The 18775-nt window shown below is 66.6% G+C and carries 19 protein-coding genes; 7 read left to right on the top strand and 12 right to left on the bottom strand.

Annotated elements, in window-relative coordinates:
- Positions 1-25 precede the first annotated feature (25 nt).
- Genes ACFP3H_RS21385 through ACFP3H_RS21375 form a run of 3 tightly spaced genes read left to right on the top strand, consistent with a single transcriptional unit; the run spans position 26 to position 3010 of the window.
- Positions 26-1078, top strand: a complete 1053-nt coding sequence (locus tag ACFP3H_RS21385; RefSeq protein WP_378608692.1) for an NAD(P)-dependent alcohol dehydrogenase — start codon at positions 26-28, stop codon at positions 1076-1078.
- Positions 1079-1131: 53 nt separating this feature from the next.
- Positions 1132-2271, top strand: a complete 1140-nt coding sequence (locus tag ACFP3H_RS21380; protein WP_378608691.1) for an AI-2E family transporter — start codon at positions 1132-1134, stop codon at positions 2269-2271.
- A gap of 7 nt (positions 2272-2278) precedes the next feature.
- Positions 2279-3010, top strand: coding sequence for a ZIP family metal transporter (locus ACFP3H_RS21375; RefSeq protein WP_378608689.1), 732 nt, complete (start codon positions 2279-2281; stop codon positions 3008-3010).
- Here the strand turns inward: ACFP3H_RS21375 and ACFP3H_RS21370 are convergent, their stop codons facing one another.
- The gene (locus ACFP3H_RS21370; RefSeq protein WP_378608688.1) at positions 3011-4294 is read right to left on the bottom strand and encodes a phthiocerol/phthiodiolone dimycocerosyl transferase family protein; all 1284 of its coding nucleotides are present in this window, start codon (positions 4292-4294) and stop codon (positions 3011-3013) included.
- A gap of 96 nt (positions 4295-4390) precedes the next feature.
- Here ACFP3H_RS21370 and ACFP3H_RS21365 point away from each other — a divergent pair, with 96 nt between their 5' ends.
- On the top strand, positions 4391-4933 hold the full coding sequence (locus ACFP3H_RS21365) for a TetR/AcrR family transcriptional regulator (protein WP_378608686.1): 543 nt from the start codon (positions 4391-4393) through the stop codon (positions 4931-4933).
- A 19-nt stretch (positions 4934-4952) separates the two neighbouring features.
- Here ACFP3H_RS21365 and ACFP3H_RS21360 read toward each other — a convergent pair whose 3' ends face one another.
- From ACFP3H_RS21360 to ACFP3H_RS21340, 5 genes are all read right to left on the bottom strand, one after another.
- Positions 4953-5372, bottom strand: coding sequence for a VOC family protein (locus ACFP3H_RS21360; protein WP_378608684.1), 420 nt, complete (start codon positions 5370-5372; stop codon positions 4953-4955).
- 87 nt (positions 5373-5459) lie between these two features.
- On the bottom strand, positions 5460-7784 hold the full coding sequence (metE, locus tag ACFP3H_RS21355; RefSeq protein WP_378608683.1) for a 5-methyltetrahydropteroyltriglutamate--homocysteine S-methyltransferase: 2325 nt from the start codon (positions 7782-7784) through the stop codon (positions 5460-5462).
- A gap of 418 nt (positions 7785-8202) precedes the next feature.
- Positions 8203-9075: a 3-hydroxybutyryl-CoA dehydrogenase gene (locus ACFP3H_RS21350; RefSeq protein ID WP_378608681.1), complete on the bottom strand. Its 873-nt coding sequence runs from the start codon at positions 9073-9075 to the stop codon at positions 8203-8205.
- Positions 9076-9227: 152 nt separating this feature from the next.
- Entirely contained in the window at positions 9228-10517 is a 1290-nt protein-coding gene (aceA, locus tag ACFP3H_RS21345; protein WP_378608680.1) for an isocitrate lyase, read from the bottom strand.
- 503 nt (positions 10518-11020) lie between these two features.
- Complete coding sequence (locus ACFP3H_RS21340) at positions 11021-11278, bottom strand: hypothetical protein (RefSeq protein ID WP_378608678.1); 258 nt, start codon at positions 11276-11278, stop codon at positions 11021-11023.
- Positions 11279-11400: 122 nt separating this feature from the next.
- Here ACFP3H_RS21340 and ACFP3H_RS21335 point away from each other — a divergent pair, with 122 nt between their 5' ends.
- On the top strand, positions 11401-12540 hold the full coding sequence (locus ACFP3H_RS21335; RefSeq protein ID WP_378608677.1) for an alpha/beta hydrolase family protein: 1140 nt from the start codon (positions 11401-11403) through the stop codon (positions 12538-12540).
- Between the two features lie 18 nt (positions 12541-12558).
- On the opposite strand, the gene ACFP3H_RS21330 is transcribed toward ACFP3H_RS21335, so the two are convergent.
- Positions 12559-13491, bottom strand: coding sequence for a nucleotidyl transferase AbiEii/AbiGii toxin family protein (locus tag ACFP3H_RS21330; RefSeq protein ID WP_378608675.1), 933 nt, complete (start codon positions 13489-13491; stop codon positions 12559-12561).
- Between the two features lie 24 nt (positions 13492-13515).
- Positions 13516-14337 (bottom strand): type IV toxin-antitoxin system AbiEi family antitoxin domain-containing protein, encoded by an 822-nt coding sequence (locus tag ACFP3H_RS21325; RefSeq protein WP_378608674.1) that lies wholly within the window; start codon positions 14335-14337, stop codon positions 13516-13518.
- Positions 14338-14430: 93 nt separating this feature from the next.
- Between ACFP3H_RS21325 and ACFP3H_RS21320 the strand changes: the two genes are divergently transcribed.
- Together ACFP3H_RS21320 and ACFP3H_RS21315 are read left to right on the top strand one after the other, a co-directional pair.
- On the top strand, positions 14431-14592 hold the full coding sequence (locus tag ACFP3H_RS21320) for a hypothetical protein (protein ID WP_378608672.1): 162 nt from the start codon (positions 14431-14433) through the stop codon (positions 14590-14592).
- A gap of 1077 nt (positions 14593-15669) precedes the next feature.
- Positions 15670-15960, top strand: a complete 291-nt coding sequence (locus ACFP3H_RS21315; RefSeq protein ID WP_378608671.1) for a hypothetical protein — start codon at positions 15670-15672, stop codon at positions 15958-15960.
- 83 nt (positions 15961-16043) lie between these two features.
- Here the strand turns inward: ACFP3H_RS21315 and ACFP3H_RS21310 are convergent, their stop codons facing one another.
- The 4 genes from ACFP3H_RS21310 to alc form a co-directional block, all read right to left on the bottom strand.
- Positions 16044-16460, bottom strand: a complete 417-nt coding sequence (locus tag ACFP3H_RS21310) for a GNAT family N-acetyltransferase (protein ID WP_378608669.1) — start codon at positions 16458-16460, stop codon at positions 16044-16046.
- A gap of 86 nt (positions 16461-16546) precedes the next feature.
- Complete coding sequence (locus ACFP3H_RS21305) at positions 16547-16816, bottom strand: type II toxin -antitoxin system TacA 1-like antitoxin (RefSeq protein WP_378608668.1); 270 nt, start codon at positions 16814-16816, stop codon at positions 16547-16549.
- Between the two features lie 47 nt (positions 16817-16863).
- On the bottom strand, positions 16864-17775 hold the full coding sequence (gene puuE / locus ACFP3H_RS21300; RefSeq protein WP_378608666.1) for an allantoinase PuuE: 912 nt from the start codon (positions 17773-17775) through the stop codon (positions 16864-16866).
- The gene (alc, locus tag ACFP3H_RS21295) at positions 17772-18746 is read right to left on the bottom strand and encodes an allantoicase (RefSeq protein ID WP_378608665.1); all 975 of its coding nucleotides are present in this window, start codon (positions 18744-18746) and stop codon (positions 17772-17774) included. The genes puuE and alc overlap by 4 nt, the downstream gene beginning before the upstream one ends.
- Between the last annotated feature and the right edge of the window lie 29 nt (positions 18747-18775).

Genomic DNA, 18775 nt, shown 5'->3' with positions numbered 1-18775 from the left:
GCGGTAGTCCTGTAGGCATGTAGCCATGAGCACCGCAGCCGCCTACGCCATGCCGTCCTCCGACGGCGCCTTCGAGAAGGTCACGATCCAGCGTCGCGAGGTCGGTCCCGACGATGTGCTGATCGATATCAAGTTCGCCGGCATCTGCCATTCCGATATCCACACCGCCCGCGACGAGTGGGGTGGCGCGAAGTACCCGTGCGTGCCCGGCCACGAGATCGCGGGCATCGTGGCCGAGGTGGGGTCCTCGGTGCGCAAGGTCGAGGTGGGCGATCGGGTCGGCGTCGGCTGCCTGGTGAACTCCTGCGGCAAGTGCGCGCCGTGCCTGGCAGGCGAGGAGCAGTACTGCGCCACCGGCCCGACCTGGACCTACAACTCGCCCGTCGCCGAGACCGTGCAGCCCGGCGGTTACACCCTCGGCGGCTACGCCACCCAGATCGTGGTCGACGAGAGCTTCGTGGTGTCGATTCCCGAGGGCATCGGCCTCGATGTCGCCGCACCGCTGCTGTGCGCGGGCATCACCTTGTTCTCGCCGCTGAAGCACTGGAACGCGGGGCCGGGTAAGAAGGTCGCGATCATCGGCATGGGCGGGCTCGGGCACGTGGGGGTGAAGATCGCGTCGGCCCTGGGCGCGGAGGTCACCGTGCTGAGCCAGTCGCTGCGCAAACGCGACGACGGCCTGCGCATGGGCGCCACCCACTACTACGCCACCAGCGACAAGGAGACCTTCCGGCAGTTGCGCGGCCAGTTCGACCTGATCATCAACACCGTCTCCGCCGACCTGCCCATCGACAACTACCTGCGCCTGCTGGCCGTCGACGGCACCCTGGTCATCCTCGGCCTGCCCGAGAGCCCGATGAGCGTCACCGGCCGCAACCTCGCCGGCTACCGCCGCTCGCTGGCCGGTTCGATGATCGGCGGCATCGCCCAGACCCAGGAGATGCTCGACTTCTGCGCCTCGCACGGCATCGGCGCCGACATCGAGCTGATCTCCGCCGACGAGATCGACTCCGCCTACGAGCGGGTGGTCGCCAGCGATGTGCAGTACCGCTTCGTGATCGACACCGCCACCGTGTGATTCGACGCGCGCGCCGAGAGGCCGGGTAGGCGCGCGCTGGGTACCGTGGCACCGTGGTTGCCGAGAACGAACCCGCCCCCGCGAAGGCCATGCCCGCCTCCTGGTCGGCGCGCACGCCACCGCGCTGGTTGCCGCGCGCGCTGCTGTATGCCGCGCTGGCGGTGGCCGGGCTGATCGCGGCGTTCTGGGCGTTGGACAAGATGCAGGGTCTGCTGACCGTGCTGATGGTCTCGCTGTTCCTGGCCTTCGCGATCGAACCGGCGGTGAATTGGCTTGCCGCGCGCGGCATTCCCCGCGGGGTGGGTACCGGGGTGGTGTTCGGTGCCGTGCTGGTGGTGATCGTCGCGTTCGTGTGGACGCTCGGCGCGCTGCTGATCAACCAGGTGAGCATGCTGGTCACGAACGCGCCCACCTACATCCAGGACCTGGTCGACTGGGTCAACAAGACCTTCCACCAGGACATCTCGGGCGACGACCTGACCGATTACGCCTCGGAGTGGAGTTCCACGATCGAGAAGTACCTGGTCGGCATCGCCGGAAACGTCTGGGGCATCGGCACTGTCGCGATCGGCGCGCTGTTCCAACTGCTCGGCGTGTTGCTGTTCACCTTCTACTTCGCCGCCGACGGACCGCGCTTTCGCCGCTGGGTGTGCTCGCTGCTGCCGCCCAAGCAGCAGAAACACGTGTTGCGCGCGTGGGATATCGCGGTCGACAAGACCGGCGGCTACATCTACTCGCGTGCCCTGCTGGCGCTGTGCTCGGCCCTGGCCCACTATGTGGCGCTGCGGGTGCTCGATGTGCCGTCGGCGTTCGCGCTGGCGCTGTGGGTGGGTGTGGTCTCGCAGTTCATCCCGACCGTCGGCACCTACCTGGCCGGTGCGCTGCCGGTGCTGGTGGCGCTGGTGCACGACCCGATCACCGCGGTGTGGGTGCTGCTGTTCATCGTCGCCTACCAGCAGTTCGAGAACTACATCCTGCAACCGCGGATCACCGCGACCACCCTGGACATGCACCCGGCGGTGGCCTTCGGGGCGGTGATCGCCGGCGCCGCGCTGCTCGGCCCCACCGGCGCCCTGCTGGCCATCCCCGTCACCGCGACCCTGCAGGGTTTCGCGGGCGCCTACGTGCGCCGCTACGACGTCATCGACGCGACCGACACACCTTCCGAATCCGCGGGCTCCACCGACGAATAGGCAGATCATGGCGATTCTGTTGTCCCTGGTGTCGATGATCTCGACCCTGTTCGGCGGCTTCGTGGCGATGCGCATCGGCGACCGCAAACACCTGGTTCTCGGCCTGGCCGCCGGGGTGATGCTCGGCGTGGTCGCCTTCGACCTGATCCCCGAGGCGCTCGAACAGTCCGACGGCGAGTTCCACGGCATCCCGGTGGTGATGATCGCCGCGGTCGTCGGCTTCCTGAGCCTGCACATCATCGAACGCGCGGTCGCCATTCACAAGGGCCATGAACGCGAATTCGGCGCGCACAAACACGGTTTCGAGTCGGTCGGCCTGCTCGCCGCCGGTGGCCTGATCTTCCACAGCACCCTCGACGGTTTCGGCATCGGTCTTGGCTACCAGGCGGGCGCCGCCGTCGGCATGTCGGTGGCGATCGCGGTCATCTGCCACGATTTCGCCGACGGTTTCAACACCTTCACCATCCCCACCGTCTACGGCAACGCCCGCAAACGCGCCCTCATCCTGCTCGCCATGGACGCCGTCGCCCCCGTCGTCGGCGCCATCCTCGGCACCCTGATCCGCGTCCCCGAGAACTGGATCGGCCTCTACATGGGCTACTTCGCCGGCTTCCTCCTCTACCTCGCCACCGCCGACATCCTCCCCGAAGCCCACGCCGGCCACCCCTCCCGCCTCACCCTCCTCTGCACCGTCCTCGGCGTAGCCGCCATGTTCGCCGTCGCCGCCCTGAGCCACTGATCATTCGACGGTCTGCAACAACTCCACCAATGTCAGTCGCAGCTTTTCCATCTGGGAGCGGCTGTAGTGGTCGGTGTCGTATTCGAGTTGGAGGGTGAGTCGACCGGCGATGGTGAAGGCGGTGAGTTTCGGGGGCATGCCGGGGCCCATCGCGTACACGTCGTCGCGGAGGAAGGCGATGTGGTCGGGGATCGAATGTGGGGGCACCCGACCGATATTGGAGATCGCGAGCGTCGGGGGTGCGGACAGCAGCGCGGCGGTGAACGGGTCGCGCACGAGCTGGGCGGCGAGTGGGAACAGGGCCGGTTCGCGGCGTTCGCGTGCCGCGCGCAGGCCCGTTTCCACCTGCTGGGCGAGTTCGAGTTGGGTGGTGTCGCCGGTGGCTCGCACGAGCGTGCCCGCCCCGGAGGCGAAGTTGACGATCGTCTCGACGGGCACCGCCGGGTCGAATTCCCCGCGAACATCGGCGGCGAACCCGCAGAACATCGCCACCTCCCCCGATTCGGGAAACCGCGTCCGCACGGCCGCCAACGCCGCCCCGCTGAGCACGCTGTTCACCGACAGCCCCCGCTCACGCGCCACCGCGACGAGTGCGGCCGTCTCCTGCGCGGTCAACTCCACCCGCTGCATCGCGAATCGTCCGACCGGATCCCCCGGCGCACCGTCTCGAGGCAGCGTGCGCGGCGCGTCCGCCGGATCCATGGCCGCCGCTCCCGCCGCGACCATCGCCAACCACCCCTCGGCCTCCTCCGTCGAAACCACTTCACCCAAGCGAACATCCAATGCTTCGGGCAGTCGCGCATCCGAATTCACCGACGGCCCAACATCTCCCGCCACGTGCGCGCTGTAGCGACTCCACAGCTGCTCGAGCAACGCGAATCCTGATCTCCCATCAGCGATCCCGTGATGCACGACCAACACCACCTGCTGCCGCAACCCCGCCCTCAGCAGATACGCCCGAAACAACCCCTGCTCCCACTCCGGCGCCCGGTTGATCAACGCCAGATACTCGGCTTCCCCACCGTCGATGAAGTCGAGCCGAGGCCGGAACTCGTCCTCGCGCACGAAGAACTCGCCTCCGTCCTCGCGCACCACCCGACTCCGCAACAGCGGATGCGCGGCTGCGAGTTCGGCGAGCACGGTCGCCAACAGCGCGGGATCGAGCACCCCGTGCACGGTGGTGCCGAGAAACAGCGGCATCCCGCCGGTGGGCACGCTGCCGAGGGTCGTACCGGCACCGAAGTAGCTGGATTCGAACGGGGAAACGCGTCGCCGAGAGCTCATACTCGAACCATACAACCGTTTCAAACACTTGTCACTGACGTTTGTTTGAAACCGATGTCACAAACGTCCGTATGCCCCACTTGCTATCGTGCCCGGGTGGGAACCCGAGAAGATCTCCTCGACGCCGCCAAGCAGTGCCTGGCCGAGCGCGGCTACGCCCGCACCACCGTCCGCGACATCGTCGCCGCCTCCGGCACCAACCTCGCGGCCATCAACTACCACTTCGGCACCCGCGACAAACTCCTCCAGCAGGCCATGCTCGAATCCAGCGCCGAAGCCGTCAACGAGATCCTCGAAGCCCTCCCGCCCGAAAACCCCACCGACCCCACCGCCCGCCTAGAAGCCTTCTGGCAACGCCTCCTCACCTCCTTCGCCGACAACACCCCCCTCTGGCACGCCAACGCCGAATGCCTCACCCAAGCCCTCCACTGCCCCGACCTCCGCACCGAACTCGCCACCGCCCAAGCCCGCGCCCGGCACGGCCTGTCGCAGGCTTTCGGCAGCGGCGACAGCAACGTTGGCGCGATCCTGCAAACGATGATCGGCGGTCTGCTGCTCCAGTGGCTGATCGACCCGACCAACGCCCCCACCCCGGCCGAACTCACCGCCGGCGCCTCCGCGATGAGCCTCCCCCGCTGACACCCGGCACCTGACGACCTCAGAACACCGGCTGCGGCACCAACATCACGATCCACCCATCCGGATCGGGAAACCCGACACCCCCGGTGGCCGCCCAGTAGGGATTCTCCGCTTCCACCGGCTCGACCCCGAACGCAATGAGCCGCCGCACTGCCTCCCCCATCGCCTCGGCCCCGTCGAAATACAGCACCAGCAGGTTCTCCGCACTCGGCGCCGCCCCCGGACTCCCGTCGACGTGACTGGTGAACTCCAGGTGATAGTCGACCCCCGGCAGCCCCACCATCACCCCGTCGTAGCCGGCGTGCCCCGCGAACCGCCCCACTTCCGGCAGTCCGAGCCCGTCCACGTAGAACCGCACCACCTCCGCGAGCCGATCGGTCGGCCGCGCCACCCGCACCTGCGCGACCCGCAGCGAATCGGGCCAGCTGTTCTCGCTCATGTCCGGCACAGTACCGCCGCCCGGTGACACGATCGCGGAGACGACGAACGGGCGCACCGAAACACGGTGCGCCCGTTCGATATTCGCCTACTCGGACTCGGCGGCCGCTTCTTGCGCCGCCAACGCCCGCCGCCGCACCCGACGGGCCGCGGCGACCATGTTCCGCAACGAGGGATCCAACTGCCAGTAGTGCCGGGTCTTGAGCCCGCCGTCCGGGTTGGCCCACAACCGTTGCGGCGTCACGGCTTCAGCCGCCTGGGTGAGCAGTTCGTCGAACTCGTCGATGTCGGGAATGCGCGCGGAGCGGCTCTCGTAGACGCCGGGGCCGACGCCGTGGGTGAGCCCGTGACCGGAGGACAGGTCCTCGGTGAGGGCTTCGATGACCCATTCGATGGAGCGGGTCGCCACGATGGCGGTGACGTCGGCGTCGAGCTGGTCGATCGCGTCGACCACTTCGGTGCGCCCGGAATAGCCGATGTGGGTGTGGATCTGGGTGTCGGGCCGCACGCCGGAGGTGGCGAGTTTGAAGGCGCCGACGGCCCAGCGCAGGTATTCCTCGCGACCGTTCGGGCGTCCGGGCAGCAGTTCGCGGATGGCGGGTTCGTCGACCTGGATGATCGCGATGCCCGCCTTCTCCAAATCGACCACTTCGTCGCGGATGGCCAGCGCCACCTGGTCGGCGGTCTCGTAGAGCGGCTGATCCTGGCGCACGAACGAACGCGCCAGCATCGTGACCGGCCCTGTGACCATGCCCTTGACCGGCTTGTCGGTCAGCGACTGCGCGTAGGCGGTCCACTCCACCGACATCGGCGCGGGCCGGGCCACGTCGCCGTAGACGATCGGCGGTCGCACGCACCGGGATCCGTACACCTGCACCCAGCCGAAGCGGGTGGTGGCGAAACCGTCGAGCTGTTCGGCGAAGAACTGGATCATGTCGTTGCGCTCGTGCTCACCGTGCACGAACACGTCGAGGCCGATGTCCTCCTGCAGGCGGATCGTCGCCTCGATCTCGGCTTCGACCAGCTTGCGGTAGTCGTCCTCGGACAGCCGCCCGGAACCCACCTCGTAGCGGGCCTGCCGCAGTTTGGCGCTCTGCGGGAACGACCCGAGCGTGGTGGCAGGCACCAGCGGCAGGTTCAACCGTTCCTGCTGGGCCGCCGCGCGCACCTCGTAGGGCGCGCGTTCGCGCATCTGCGGCGTCACCGCGTACACCCGCTGCCGCACCGCGTGCTTCTGCTTGAAGTGCACCTGGGTGGGCCGCTTGCGCCAGTTCTCCGAGGGCCCCTCGGTGAGCGCCTTGGCGAGCGAAACGACTTCGCCCACCTTCTGTTTCGCGAAGGCGAGCCGGTCGGCCACGTTGCCTTCGATGTCGTATTCGGACAGCACGTCGTAGGGCACGTGCAGCAGCGTGGTGCCGGTCGACACCACCAGGTCCGGGCACACCTCGGCGATAGCGTTGAGGTAGTTCAGCGTGACGAACCGGTCCGCGCGCCACACATTGGTGCCGCTGATGACACCGGCGTAGATCCGCTTGCGCTTGATCCCCGGAATCGCCGCGAGCTCCTCGGGCTGCATCCGGTAGGAGGCGAGGTCGAGCCCGATCGCCTCGACGTTGCTCGCGGCCAGAATCCGCAGTGCCTCACCGAAATCGCCGTACTGCCCGGTCACCAGGATGCGCGGACGCAGCGGGGCCTTCGACAGCTGGGTGTAGGCCTTCTCGAACGCCGCCAGCTCGGCGGGCGTGCGCTCACCGGTGAAGCAGGGTTCGTCGAGCTGCACGCACGTCGACCCGCGCTTGGCCAGGATCGAGAACAGCTCCTCGTAGAACGGCAGCAGCTGATCGAGCAGGCTCAGCGTGTCGAACTCGGCCTCGCCCGGCACGTGCCCGGCCTTGGACAGCAGCAGCAACGACACCGGCCCCAGCACCACCGGACGCAGTTCGATTCCGCGCTGCGCGGCCCGATCCCACTCGTCGAGCAGGGCTTCGGGGTGCAGCGAGAACGTGGTGTCGGCGTCGAGTTCGGGCTGGCGGTAGTGGTAGTTGGTGCCGAAGAAACGCACCAGTTCCAGCGGCGGGACGTCCGGGTTGCCGCGCGCCATCAGGAAGTAGAAGTCCAGCGGGTCGAGCCCGTCGGCGAATTCCTTGAAACGCGAGGGCACCGCGCCGAACAGCAGCGCGTTGTCGAGAATGTGATCGTAGAAGGAGAAGGTGTTGCCCGGCACCTGCGTGAGTCCGGTGGCGGCCAGCTCGTTGAACTGACGCTCCTGGATGTCACGGCCTACCGTGAGCAGTTCCTCGCGTTCGAGCGATCCGCGCCAGTACGCCTCGAGCGCGCGCTTGAGTTCGCGGTGCGGACCGATTCTCGGGTATCCGAGAACGCTCGACCCGAATCCGTCGGTGACGTTGACCATGACCGCCGATACTCCTTTTCGATCACACGCTGCGCTCGACATAGCACCGGCCGCGCGAACACCGCCGGTATCAGCAGCTTAGGCCGCAAGAGCGCCCCCGCGCCGCTCCCCCCACCAAACCCGACCCGCGAATCCCCATCAGGAGCGACCGCCACGCAAACGCCTCAGCACCCCCGCCCAACCTGAGTCATCAAAAACTCCCCGCCAAAACCCAGCCCCGCACATCCCGACCTCGAGGAGGGATCGCCGCGCAGCGGCGTAGCGGCCCGGCCGCGAGTTAGCGCCCGTTGCGTCCGCGGCGCAGCCGCCAGCAACGGGTGCTAACTCGCGGCCCCTGGGGGGCCGCGCTCGAGCGCGCCAGCGCTCCAAAAACACAGCCTGCGAACCCCCTGGGCCCACCGAACCTGAGTCCCGAAACCTACTTACCGTACTGGTAGAACCCGGCCCCGGTCTTCTTCCCGAGCAGCCCAGCCTCCACCATGCGCATCAGCAACGGCGGCGCCGAGTACAGCGGCTCCTTGAACTCCGAGTACATCGAGTCCGCGATCGACTTCACCGTGTCGAGCCCGACCAGGTCGGTCAGCGCCAGCGGCCCCATCGGGTGCGCACAGCCAAGAACCATCGCCTTGTCGACGTCTTCCTTGGTGGCGAAGCCCGACTCGACCATCCGGATCGCCGAGAGCAGGTACGGCACCAGCAGCGCGTTGACCACGAACCCGGACCGGTCGGCCGAGCGCACGATCTGCTTGCCGAGGATCTCCGCGGCGAACTGCTCGGCCCGCTTGGCGACCGGCTCGCTGGTCTTGAGCGTGGTGACCAGCTCCACCAGCGGCAGCACCGGCACCGGGTTGAAGAAGTGCAGGCCGACCACGCGCTCGGGGTTGGCGGTGGCGACGGCGATCTTCATGATCGGGATGGAGGAGGTGTTGGAGGCGAGCACGGCTTCGGGGTCGGTGACGACCTTGTCCAGCTCGCTGAAGATGGCCGTTTTGACCTCTTCGTTCTCGACAACGGCCTCGACCACCAGCTGACGATCGGCGAAATCGCTCAGATCGGAGGTGAAGCGCAGCCGCCAGGCGGCCTGCTCGCGCTCGCGCTCGGTGATCTTGCCGCTGCTCACGCCACGATCCAGCGAACGCAGGATGCGCGCGCGGCCCGCAGCGGCGAGTTCACGGGTGGTCTCGTAGACGAGGACATCGACGTGCGCGCGTGCGCACACTTCGGCGATGCCGGCGCCCATCTGTCCGGCGCCGATGATGCCAACGCGCTGAATCTTCTCGCTGCTGCTCACGTCCCGCTCCTGCTGTGTGTCTGGCTGTGGGGTGGCTGGGGAGGTCATAGCGACCAAAGTATAGGGATGCCCTCCCTCACCGAGGGCTGATCGGCGAGGGAGGGCGTACACCCCTACCGGAGTAGAGGAAAGGTGCTGCTATTCAAAGCAACTCAGTGGAACTGGCCCTCTTCGGTGGAGCCCTTGAGGGCAGCCGTCGAGGTGTTGGGGTCCACGGTGGTGGCGATGGTGTCGAAGTAGCCGGCACCGACCTCACGCTGGTGCTTCACGGCGGTGAAGCCACGCTCGGCGGCGGCCTTGAACTCGCGCTCCTGCAGGTCGACGAACGAGGTCATGCCCTCGCGAGCGTAGCCGTACGCCAGGTCGAACATGCCGTAGTTGAGCGAGTGGAAGCCGGCCAGGGTGATGAACTGGAACTTGAAGCCCATCGCGCCGAGCTCACGCTGGAACTTCGCGATGGTCGCGTCGTCCAGGTGCGCCTTCCAGTTGAACGAAGGCGAGCAGTTGTAGGCCAGCAGCTGGTCCGGGAACTCGCTGCGGACGGCCTCGGCGAACTTGCGCGCGACCTCGAGGTCCGGCACGCCGGTCTCCATCCAGATGAGGTCGGCGTAGGGGGCGTAGGCCTTGGCACGCGCGATGCAGGGCTCGATGCCGTTCTTCACGCCGAAGAAGCCCTCAGCGGTGCGGGTGCCGTCGAGGAACTCACGGTCGCGCTCGTCCACGTCGGTGGTGAGCAGGGTGGCGGCCTCGGCGTCGGTGCGGGCGATGATCACCGAGGGCACGTCGGCGACGTCGGCGGCCAGACGGGCCGAGGTCAGGGTGCGGATGTGCTGCTGGGTGGGGATCAGCACCTTGCCACCGAGGTGGCCGCACTTCTTCTCCGAGGCGAGCTGGTCTTCCCAGTGCACGCCGGCCGCGCCGGAGGCGATCATGGCCTTCTGCAGCTCGTAGGCGTTCAGGGCGCCACCGAAGCCGGCTTCGGCGTCGGCCACGATCGGGGCCAGCCAGTTCTTGACCGAGTCGTCGCCTTCGACCTTGGAGATCTCGTCGGCGCGCAGCAGCGCGTTGTTGATGCGACGCACGACCGCGGGAACCGAGTTCGCCGGGTACAGCGACTGGTCCGGGTAGGTGTGGCCGGACAGGTTGGCGTCACCGGCGACCTGCCAACCGGACAGGTAGATGGCCTTCAGGCCGGCGCGAACCTGCTGCACGGCCTGGTTGCCGGTGAGGGCGCCGAGGGAGTTGATGTAGTCCTCGTTGTTCACGAGGTCCCACAGGATCTCCGAACCGCGACGGGCGAGGGTGTGCTCCTCGACGACGTTGCCCTGCAGCTTGACGACCTGCTCGGCGGTGTAGCTACGGGTCAGGCCCTTCCAACGCGGGTTGGTGTCCCAATCCTGCTGGATTTCGGCTGCGGTCTTCGGGGTGCCGGGGAGAGACATCTCTTGACTCCACTTCCTCGTGTGGTCGGTGCGCCACGCAGACGGCGTGCGAATCAACCGGCGGCTGAACGCTTTCGGTTGCACATCTCGTACTGCTGGCGCAATTTGCAGGCTTGCTAGGACTTACTAGGGCCCAAGGGGTGTACTTCCAAACAATGGCACACCCAGAAATAGCCGTCTACCTGTTGGTTGTGTGAATCTCAGCTAGTTTTGCCGACGCGTTTGCTAACTTTGCGAAATTAGCGGGCGGATTGCAACCGTTCTGTCTACCGAGGGGTAGTGCTGACCAGGAGTTTCAGCATAACGCTCGTACTGTTAGCGATCATGACCACCCGCCGCGTCGACACACCCGAGCCTCCCACTCTGTGAGGGCTCTCACACACCACGCCGGGTCACGGACGTGTGCGTGTCGTCACTCATTTCGGACACAGCACGAGGGCCCCGCCGTCAACCGACGACGAGGCCCTCGACAACCGAACGCGCCTAGCGCACTCGACCCACCATCAACCGGCCGAGCCGAGCGCACTCGAACCGAGGTTGAGCATCCTCCCCACCTCGGCCAGCGACCCGAAGATCACTCCGAGCGGGCCGTAGTAGTAGCAGGTCGTGTTGCAGTATCCGCCGCCGAGCCACTCCAGATCCGCGGAGCCGACCACCGGTCGCACGCTTGTCGGCGCGCCCACCTCCGCCGACGCGGGCGCGGCGCCCCCGGCGATCAACGCCCCCGAAAGCAGGATCGTCGCGATTACGGATCGCTTCATAGCGGTTCCTCCCAGCTAAGTGAAATATCGTTATTTCACCACTGCGGATGTGTGCCGTGCCACACCCCGAAAATGGGGGCATGCGGGCGGACCGGGCACAATCGGCCTGGTCGAACGAGGGAATGAGGGTCATGGGTAAGTCGAGAATTGTGCTGATCGCGGCCCTGGTGGCACTGGGTGCCGTGCCGCACGCGACGGCGAACGCGCAGCCTGCCGGGCAGGTCGTCGCCGTCGAATCGCTGCCCGCCGCGGCGACCGCGCCGGACTCGGCCCGCGCCGAGCGCCTGATCTACCGCTCGACCACCGCGAACGACGAGCCGACCACCACCAGCGCGGCCGTCTACTTCCCCGCCGGCGAAGCACCCGAGGGCGGCTGGCCGGTGATCGCGTGGGCGCACGGCACCGTCGGCCTCGGCGACGAATGCGCCTACAGCATCGCGGGCCCCGCCGCCGTCGACCGCGACTGGGCCTACCTCGGCACCTGGTTGAACCAGGGCTACGCGATCGTCGCCGCCGACTACGCGGGCCTGGGCGGTCCCGGCGAACACCCCTACCTCAACGGCGTCGCCGAAGCCCACAACGTGGTCGACGCCGTCCGCGCCGCCACCGCGCAGTACCCGTCGCTGTCGAACAAGTGGGTCGCGGTCGGCCAGTCCCAGGGCGCGGGCGCCGCGGTGACCACCGCCCGCTACGCCACCGAATTCGGCGGTCCCACACTCGATTACCGAGGCGGCGTCGCCACCGGCATCCCCGCCTACATCGAGGACGCCATCCAACTCCTCGGCCCCGCCCTGCCTCCCGTCCCCCTGAGCTCCCACCTCACCGCCTACGTCCTCTACATCCTCAGCGGCCTGCGCACCACCTACCCCACCCTCGACATCGACTCCTTCCTCACCGACACCGGCCGAACCTGGCTCACCCGAGCCCAATCCACCTGCATAGGCCCCCTGGGCGAAGACCTGGCCACCACAAAACCCACCCTCGCCTCCTTCTTCACCCGCCCCCTCGCCGACATCCCCCACCTCCACACTCTGCTGACCGGCTACATGGGCCTCCCCGAATCCGGCTACAACCGCCCCCTCTTCCTAGCCCAGGGCCTGGAAGACACCGACGTAATCACCCCCCAAACCCTCCGCTACGCCGCCACCCTGAAAGCCAACGCCCAACCCCTCACCTTCCACACCTACCCCACCGACCACAACGGCACCGTCAACGCCTCTCTAACCGACTCGATCCCGTTCGTCCGAAGCTTGTTCGCGTGACCTCATCCCGCCACATGTTCAACCGCCGGACTGCGCTTCATCGCGCCAACTCTGCATCAGCGGATCCCACGTCCCAGAGTTCCGAGTGCCGTCGAGCAGCGGGCAGAGGAAAGCCGTCAGCACGGCCAGCGCGTCTCCGAGCGCGTGCAGACGGGATTCGAGCCTGGCGTTGCGCGCCTCGGCTCGATAGCCGGAGTCCCATTGGGGACCGGGGCTTCTCACCGCTGTCGGCAGCGTGAGATTTTCACGCCGCTGCTGTTGAAGTCTCAGCGCGGCAACGGTACTCGCCGCATCGACGGGGAACCGCGCGATGATCAGCAGCAGGTCCACCAGGTCGTGGTAACGGGTGGAAGCAGTAACACTCGCAGGCCCATAGAGCTGGTACATCGCCGCCACCTTGTCCGCGATCTGGTCTGCCAGCGACATAACCCGGAAGGCCGGAAGTTCGGCGAAACCGTCGAGGTCGACGATCGATGTCGGGACAACGCGATCGGTACCGACGGCGAGGCCGGACCGGATCGACAGGTCGATCGGAAAGGCGTGTAACTTCGTCGGCCCGAAGTACACCTCTGCCTTGAGCTGCGCCGAATCCGACCGCCCCGTATCGGCTTTACTTCGCCCGACCTGGAAGGTCAGCGGATCGAGATGAGTAGAGCCGTCTACGAGAATCTGAAGCTCGGCCACTGCTTCCTCGATAGTCACGTCGATACGCATCAGATCGACATCGCGACTGTGGCGAGCACCGTCGTTGATGCGAACCAGCAGTCCGCCACCGCCTTTGAGCACCCAGGGGCTGGCCGGGTCGACGAAGACACGCGCGAGGAACCTGAAGAGATAGACCTCGCGATGGATCTGCTCGGGGCGTCTGCCGGTGCGAGTCGACGCGGCCCTGGTTTTGGCGTTGAAAGACGATTGGAAGGCAGAGACTGATCGGCGCGGTGTTGATGTCAACGTAGCTCCTGTAGTCAGGTCGGATCATCCGTGTTCGTCATGCGCGCCGGGGCCCGTGATCGCGGCCTCGCGCGGAAGGTTTGCGAAGCCGCCGGTCACCAGCGCTTCCGACACGGCTTTTCGGATGGCGTCGAGCAGTTCGGGACTCAACTCGACGCCGGGTCGTTGGCTTGCCTGTGCGAGAGCGACGGCCGAGGTTGGCACTCCTGCGGTATGGATAAAGGTTCTGACCAGATCGATTCCGTCGCCAGGCAGGGACCCGTACTTGTGGGCGTAGTTTCGCAACGCTTCGGCGATCACCGCGAAGGTCGTGCCACCTGCGAGAATCGCATCGCGAACAACACTGGCCAGGTGTCCGCCGTCGGTGTTCACGGCGGCCAGATCGACAACCGTGCGTAGTGGGCGCGTGACGGGCAGCCCCTCGACCAGGTGCCACTGGTCGGAATCAAGCTCGGCGACAACAAAAGTCACCTCGGAACTGCGACTCCGGCGAGGGCGGTGAACTGTGAACTGGTGGATGTCGGCATCGAGATCCCCCAGGTCCTGCAGTACTGCGGCAGACCGATGCGACACCACCCCGAAAGGGACCGGATCGCCGAGTCGATCACCAGCCGTCCGAGCAGGCTCCAGCGCCAGCCACGCGCCGCGGATCGCCTCATGCCGAGAAGTCGGAACCCCCGCGATTCGGTAAACACCGTGCCGGATCCGAACAAGATGACCATGATCGGTCAGCCGTTTGAGCTGCAGCGGCGTCACCCCGCACTCGACTGCCGCCTGCCTGCTGGTGAACAGGCCCCACTGCCCCTCCCCCAGAGTGGCGAGTTCCAGCAGCGGCCCGTTCAGCATGGTCCCGATATTATCACTCCCATACACGATAATTTCATATATTCTGAAACTATCGTGTACGGCTCAGCCGCTGGTTGACCCCCAGGAGGTTCGATGACAAACCCCGCCAATAGCCGGAACTGGCCGACCTACCGCAATATCGAGGAGTTGCTCGCCGAACTCGACCTGGACAGCACGGACATGGCCGCAGCCGTTCAGACCACCAACGACTATGTGAAAACGCGGCGCGTCCACGCTGCCGACGGTCACCGATAGCGGCCGAATCACCACCGCCACAGCCTGTTTGCTGATCCGTTACCCGAGGTGTACCGTCGCGCACAGAGATCGGCCCCCGGGAGCGCTACCAACGCTCACCGAGGGCCTGGGTACGAAACAGCACGAACTGTTCGCACCGTAGGGAAAACCCTACCCGCACCTCCTCGGAGTGCTCCAATGCCGAGGTCGTCGTCCCGACGCCAGGAGTCACCATCCTCCCGCGCGCGGACCGCGAACATTCTGTTTCCCCAGGCCCTGGGCCCTTCGCGGTCGTTACCGACGAGCCCGACCGGGGAGCATCCAACCCACCAAACAGCCGTCTGCGAGTACCACAGTCGTACGCCTCGCACGTACGCACCGTGACGGTTCGGGAGTGCACACCTTCGCCACGGTCCAACCAGCCACGCGCCCTCCGGGACGCGCGGCCAGAAGTGTTGGCCGAGAGGGTCTATCGGGGCATGGTGATCGGGAGGTCGGGGAAGTGGGGATACGACACCGGCACCCCTGGGTGCTCGATACGGTCCAACACAGCCCGCAGGTCCTCACGACCGCAACAGCCGAATCCCTTCCTTACCGCACCGCCCGAAGCAGTACTGACACTCCATGTCGGTCGGATCATCAATCGCGACAACAGACTTCAGGTCATAGTCCCGATCCTTGACGCCCCGAACCTTCCCGCACAGCGTCCGATAGGTCCCGTCGGCCTTGACCTCGCGAACGTAGTGCGCGCGCGTCCCGGTCTTCGTGCGAACCCAACGTCCTACCCGCACAGCGCTATCCGGAGGCTCGCCGAGTGGTTGCTCGCCCCGCTTTCCTCGACTCACACGCGCACGACGGTCGGGCGAAGACTCAGCACCGATCGATTCATCAGCCGGATTGGTACGCACCACGCGACGGTACCGCGCGTCGTCTTGGCCGCGAGGTACCAGACCAACCGAGTGTTCACCCTCGACGAAGGCGATTTCCGGCGACTGTCTCCACTGGATTCACACTCCCACTTCACCTCACTCTCTGCAGCTCCGCCCACAGCGTGTGGTGCCCACCATGGTCGGTGAAACCTCGATTACTGTTGTGCGAGTGAAGATTATGAGATCCGCCGTCCTTGCCGGCTTCGTCGTACTCGCCGCCCCGGCATTCGCCCACGCGGACCCGCCACCGCCGATCTTCACCCAGGAAGAGCAGTGCGAGACCACCCGCGCGTTGGTCGACAGCGTCCGGGCGAACAACCCTGACGCCACCCCGGAGGAGATCGCGGACGCGTTCGTCAACCAGATGGACTCGCTGGGCGCCTACACCCGGGTGCCGAAGGCCAAGGAATCCGATCGCCAGATCACCCTGAGCAATATCGAACGCTGCGGGCTGGCGTAAACGCACACACCAACGAAAATCAGATATATCCCGGCATGGCGAGCAGTCCGCTGTAGCACCCGGGTCCGAGTCCGCATCGGATCTCAGTGCACGCCGAATGCCGCCATCGCGGTCGACATCTTCATGACCAAGCGATTCTCGGTGTTACGAACCGGAGTGAATCCGAACCGCGCATAGAACGCGGCAGCGGACTCGTCGATGGCGTCGACCACGATGAGACGGCCGCCCGTGGCCTGCGCGGCCCCCATGATCTTGGTGACCGCGTCGACCAGCAGCTGCTCCCCCAGGCCCTGGCGGTGCAGCTGCTGGTCGAGCGCGAATTTCGCCAGCAGGAAGGCGGGGACAATCTTCAGTCCGGACGACAGCGACTGCGACAGGCCGTCGATATCACGTTCGACCTGGGTGGGCGCGATCGCGTAGTACGCGCGCACGGTGGGGTCGTCAGCCGTGATCCAGACATAGGTGCGGCTTGTCCAGCGCTGCTCGGCCTGCAGCGCCATCCGCTGCAACCAGTCGTTGAGAACCGTTTTGCCACAGTCGAATTCACTCAGCTTGTGGTCGACGGAGATCGCCGTCGATACCCAACTCACCGGCGGACGAAGACTCGGGGCTTGGCGGCGGCATTCGCCAACGCCGGGGCCGCGTCCGGGGTGTCGAGCGATGACATCATCGCGTCGAACTGCTCGGCAGGCATCAAGGTGCGGCTCGACAGCGCCAGGATCCGATCCGCCCGATCGAAGGCCGCGGCGCGAATGAACTCGCTCAGCGACTCGTTCACCGCATCCGCCGCAGCCTGGATCTGGGCTTGTCGTTCCTTGTCGAGCCGAACTTCGACTCGTTGGGTCTTGGCGGTCATACCCACCACTGTACGGACAATGTACGGAACTATCCAGTGAGTTGCGCTCAGTCCAGCACCCCCGCCGGATGCACCTTGCGCCAGTGTTCGGCGATGTCGATGCGTCGAGTTATCCACACCCTGTCGTGGGATTGCACGTGGTCGAGGAAGCGCTCGAGGGCGGCGACGCGGGCGGGGCGGCCCGCGATGCGGCAGTGCAGCCCCACCGACAGCATTTTGGGGGCCCCTTCGGTGCCTTCGCGGTAGAGGATGTCGAAGGCGTCGCGCAGGTGGGCGTAGAACTCGTCGCCGTTGGCGAAGCCGGCGGGAGAGGCGAAGCGCATGTCGTTGGTGTCGAGGGTGTAGGGGACGACCAGGTGGTTCTGGCCGTTGACCGAGGTCCAGTAGGGCAGGTCGTCGGCGTAGGAGTCGGAGTCGTAGACGAAGCCGCCGTGTTCGACGACGAGTTGGCGGGTGTGGGGTGAGTCGCGGCCGGTGTACCAGCCAAGGGGGGCGGCGCCGGTGAGTTCGGTGAGGATGCGCACGGCTTCGGCCATGTCGGCGCGTTCGACGTCCTCGTCGACGAGCTGGTAGGACTTCCACCGCAGCCCGTGGCTGGCGATCTCGTATCCGAGCTCCGAAAAGGCCGCTACCGCTTCGGGATTGCGTTGCATGGCGCGCGCGACGGCGAAGACGGTGAGTGGCAGATCGCGCCGTTGGAACGCGCGCAGCACCCGCCACAGTCCGGCGCGCGACCCGTATTCGTAGAGCGATTCCATGCTCATGTGCCGGTTGGGGAAGGCGTCGGCGGGTGTCATCTCCGACAGGAACGTCTCCGAGTGCGCCGACCCGTCGAGGACGTTGTTCTCCCCGCCCTCTTCGTAATTCAGCACGAACTGCACCGCGATGCGGGCGCCGTCGGGCCACTGCGGGTCGGGCGGGGTGGGCCCGTAGCCGAGGAAATCGCGGATGCCGCTCATGCGCTCAGCTCCCCGTAGAGGCGCAGGCGGGCGAGGCCGCCGTCGGGATAGATGTCGAGCCGCACCTCTTCGACACCCGGCACCGGCTCGAGCACGAACCGGTGCCGGGTGTCGGGCAGCAGGTCGGTGCGGGGCAGGAGTGCGATCTCGGTGCCGTTGTGGGTGTAGCCGGTGAGCGAGGCCGCGCCGGGGCTGTTGCCGAGGAAGCAGGAGGTGTCGATCTCGGCGAGCCGGATGGAGCCGGGTCCGGCGAGCTTGATGCGGACCCAGTCGTTGCTGTCGTCGCGGCGGCGCGCGGTCTCCCAGCCGTCGCCCATCACCCGGGCCTGGCCGGGGTAGAGCAGCTGGTTGGGTGAGCTGTAGAAGCGGTTGGAGCACGCCTGGACCAGGGCGCCGTTCTCGAGCGCGGCCAGGTCGATGGGGCCCAGGTGCAATAGGGCCGGGTCGGGTCGACCTTCGCCGTGGACGCGTAGTCGGGCGATCCCGCCGTCGGGGTGCATGGTGAGTTTGACGTGGGTCCAGCGGTCTTCGCTGTCGATGGCGAACGGGTTGCGCGAGTCGCCTTCGACCTTGCTGCGGTCGAGCAGCGTGACCCAGTCGGTGCGTGCGGCGATCTCCTCGGCGGGCGGGTAACCGTCGATCTCGAGCGCCTCGATCGACACCTCGGGCGGGAAGTTGCCCTTGAACCAGCGCGTGTCGACCACGACCCCGCGGATCACCCCGGGCACGCCGAGTCGCACGATGGCCACGTCGTCGCCGGGCTTGCCGCGATGCCTGCGGGTCTCCCACCCGTCGTAGACCTGGCCTTTGTGCCCGAAGGTCGAGATCTGATATTCGGGTGGTCCGACGTTGACCAGATTCTCCTTCTCCGCGAAGAATTCGTCGTTGGCCCAGATCACCGACCCGCCGAGGGGTCGGACCGCCAGATCTGGAAGCAACGTGAAGTCGTCGCTGCCGAGATGTCTGCTCACCGTGTCTCCTATGCCTTCAGGTGCCGCGA

It is taken from the genome of Nocardia lasii (assembly GCF_042658545.1).
GTDB lineage: Bacteria > Actinomycetota > Actinomycetes > Mycobacteriales > Mycobacteriaceae > Nocardia > Nocardia lasii.
Note: the sequence above shows the minus strand (reverse complement) of the source record. Positions and strands in the feature narration are given on the sequence as shown.